Origin of the sequence: Gemmatimonas sp. (genome assembly GCF_036405635.1) — a bacterium.
Classification (GTDB): domain Bacteria; phylum Gemmatimonadota; class Gemmatimonadetes; order Gemmatimonadales; family Gemmatimonadaceae; genus Gemmatimonas.
This window is the reverse complement of record NZ_DASWXE010000173.1, coordinates 1-2429: the sequence shown is the minus strand read 5'-3', so window position 1 is coordinate 2429 and position 2429 is coordinate 1. Positions and strand designations below refer to the sequence as shown.

The following is a 2429-nucleotide window of genomic DNA, read 5'->3' as shown; positions in this document are numbered from 1 at the left end:
CAAGCTGAAGAACGCCAAGTGGCTGGCGCAGGGCACGATCTACCCGGACGTCATCGAGTCCGCCGGCAGCAAGACCGGCAAGGCGCACGTCATCAAGAGCCACCACAACGTCGGCGGACTGCCCGAGCACATGAAGCTTGGCCTCGTGGAGCCGCTGCGCGAGCTGTTCAAGGACGAAGTGCGTCGCCTCGGTGTCGAACTCGGCCTGCCGCGCACGATGGTCTACCGTCATCCGTTTCCGGGTCCCGGCCTGGGTGTGCGCATCCTCGGCGAAGTGAAGCCGGAGTACGCCGAACTGCTTGCAAAGGCGGACGCGATTTTCATCGACGAACTGCGCAAGGCCGACCTGTACGACAAGACCTCGCAGGCGTTCGCCGTGTTCCTGCCGGTCAAGTCGGTGGGCGTGGTCGGCGACGCGCGCGCTTACGAATGGGTCATCGCGCTACGCGCGGTGGAGACGATCGATTTCATGACCGCGCACTGGGCGCACCTGCCGTACGAATTTCTCGGCACCGTGTCGAACCGCATCATCAACGAACTGCGCGGCGTGTCGCGCGTGGTCTATGACATTTCGGGCAAGCCGCCCGCTACCATCGAGTGGGAGTGAGGGATTGAAGCGTGCTGCATGCGGGTGATCCAGCTCCCGTTCGTGGTGAGCTCGTCGAACCACGCTGTTGGCGCTGAGTCCGGAGCACCGGGATGCAGTTCTGGGTTTACATGCTCGAATGTGCGGATGGCTCGTACTACGTAGGTCAGACAGACTGCCTGGAAAGGCGTGTTGTCCAGCATCATGCAGGTGATGTGCCCGGGTGTTATACGTTCAAACGCCGCCCATTGGCTTTGGTCTGGTCGCAGGAATTTTCGAGCCGTGTGGAAGCGCTCACGTCGGAGAGGCGGATCAAAGGCTGGAGTAGAGCGAAAAAGCAGGCTTTGATCGCCGGTGATTGGAAAAGGCTCAGTGAACTGGCCAGGGGAAGGACCTCTGGTCAAGCGCCTTCGGCCGGAATGGATGAACCCTGCGAAGAGCGTGGTTCGACAGGCTCACCACGAACGTGTGCCGGAGGTAGGCAGGTGTCGGATTCAGTCAACGACAACGAAGAGCACTGGATGCGCCACGCCTTCGCGCTGGCCGACCGGGCCGAGCGTGAGTTCGACGAGATCCCGGTCGGTGCGGTGCTGGTAAGCCCTGAGGGGCAGGTGCTGGGCGAGGGCTGGAACCGCAACATTCTCGACCACGACCCGAGCGCGCACGCCGAGATCGTGGCCATGCGCGAGGCGGGCAGGGTGCTTGGCAACCATCGGCTGGTCGGCTGCACGCTGTACGTCACCCTGGAGCCGTGCGCCATGTGCGCGATGGCGCTGGTGCACGCGCGCGTCGCGCGCGTCGTGTATGGGGCGTCAGACCCCAAGACGGGTGCCTGCGGCAGCGTATTCGATCTGGTTGCAGATCCGCGCCACAACCATCGCATCGAAGTGATCGGCGGGGTGCTGGGCGATGAAGCCGGTCGCCGGCTGACCAATTACTTCCGCGCCAAGCGTGGACGCCCGCTGGTCTAGGGCGTCGGGAATTTCCGCTTCACCTTTCGGTGGTCCATCTCTTCGTTGATCGCGGTGACCGCGAGCGTCGATTCGCGCGCGAGCAGCAGGCTGGCCGCCAGCATCGCCACCACGCCCAGCGCCGCCAGCCAGGTCGGCAGCGAACCCAGCCGATGGCCGGTGAACGTATCGACGGCCACGGCGAGGCTGGTGCCGACGAAACAACTGATCGCCGCGTAGAGCAACTGGCCCGCGCGCAGGATGATCAGGCTGCGCCGGCGCTGGAGCGCAATGCGCTTCTCGAGCAGTGCGCGATCCGTCTCGTCTTCCACGTCGGCCAGTTCGCGCAACAGCGTGCGAGCGCGATCGATGATGCGTGCCAGGCGGTTGTTCGCCGAGAGCAGCAGCGAGGCCGTCGCCGTCAGGAAGAAGGCCGGCGCCAGCATCGCGGTGAGCACGGCATGGTCGGTGGAGGGATTCATGGGCCGGTCGCCGGGATGGTCTGCGTTATGATGACACGATGCGGTGCTGCCGCACGCCCGGTGTGGCTTCCCGGGTCCTCCTTCCATCACGGACTGCTGCATGGCCTCGAACAACGCGCACAACGACCGACTGATCTGGATCGACCTCGAAATGACCGGGCTGGACACCGATCGCGACTCGATCCTCGAGATCGCCACGGTGGTCACCGATTCGAAGTTGAACGTGCTCGCCGAAGGACCCGAGTTCGCTATCGCTCATCCGGTGTCGGTGCTGGAGGCGATGGACGACTGGAACCGCAACCAGCATGGCCGCTCGGGACTGTGGAAGCGCGTGGTGGAGAGCGACGTGTCGCTGGGCCAGGCCGAAGCGCAGACGGTGGCCTTCCTCAACGAGTGGCTGCCGGCCGGCGC

General features: G+C 64.6%; 3 protein-coding genes and 2 pseudogenes. 4 read left to right on the top strand and 1 reads right to left on the bottom strand.

Annotation, left to right across the window (positions count from 1 at the left end):
* From VGE27_RS13800 to tadA, 3 genes and pseudogenes are all read left to right on the top strand, one after another.
* Positions 1-607 (top strand): annotated as a pseudogene (locus VGE27_RS13800) (GMP synthase (glutamine-hydrolyzing)); the annotation flags it as partial.
* 92 nt (positions 608-699) lie between these two features.
* Positions 700-912: pseudogene (locus VGE27_RS19570) on the top strand (GIY-YIG nuclease family protein); the annotation flags it as partial.
* Between the two features lie 159 nt (positions 913-1071).
* Positions 1072-1557 (top strand): tRNA adenosine(34) deaminase TadA, encoded by a 486-nt coding sequence (tadA, locus tag VGE27_RS13795; protein WP_274379357.1) that lies wholly within the window; start codon positions 1072-1074, stop codon positions 1555-1557.
* Here tadA and VGE27_RS13790 read toward each other — a convergent pair.
* Complete coding sequence (locus VGE27_RS13790; protein WP_331050249.1) at positions 1554-1994, bottom strand: DUF2721 domain-containing protein; 441 nt, start codon at positions 1992-1994, stop codon at positions 1554-1556. The genes tadA and VGE27_RS13790 overlap by 4 nt on opposite strands.
* Positions 1995-2118: 124 nt before the next feature.
* Here VGE27_RS13790 and orn point away from each other — a divergent pair.
* The coding region (gene orn, locus VGE27_RS13785; protein WP_331050248.1) for an oligoribonuclease at positions 2119-2429 on the top strand (311 nt) is incomplete at its 3' end.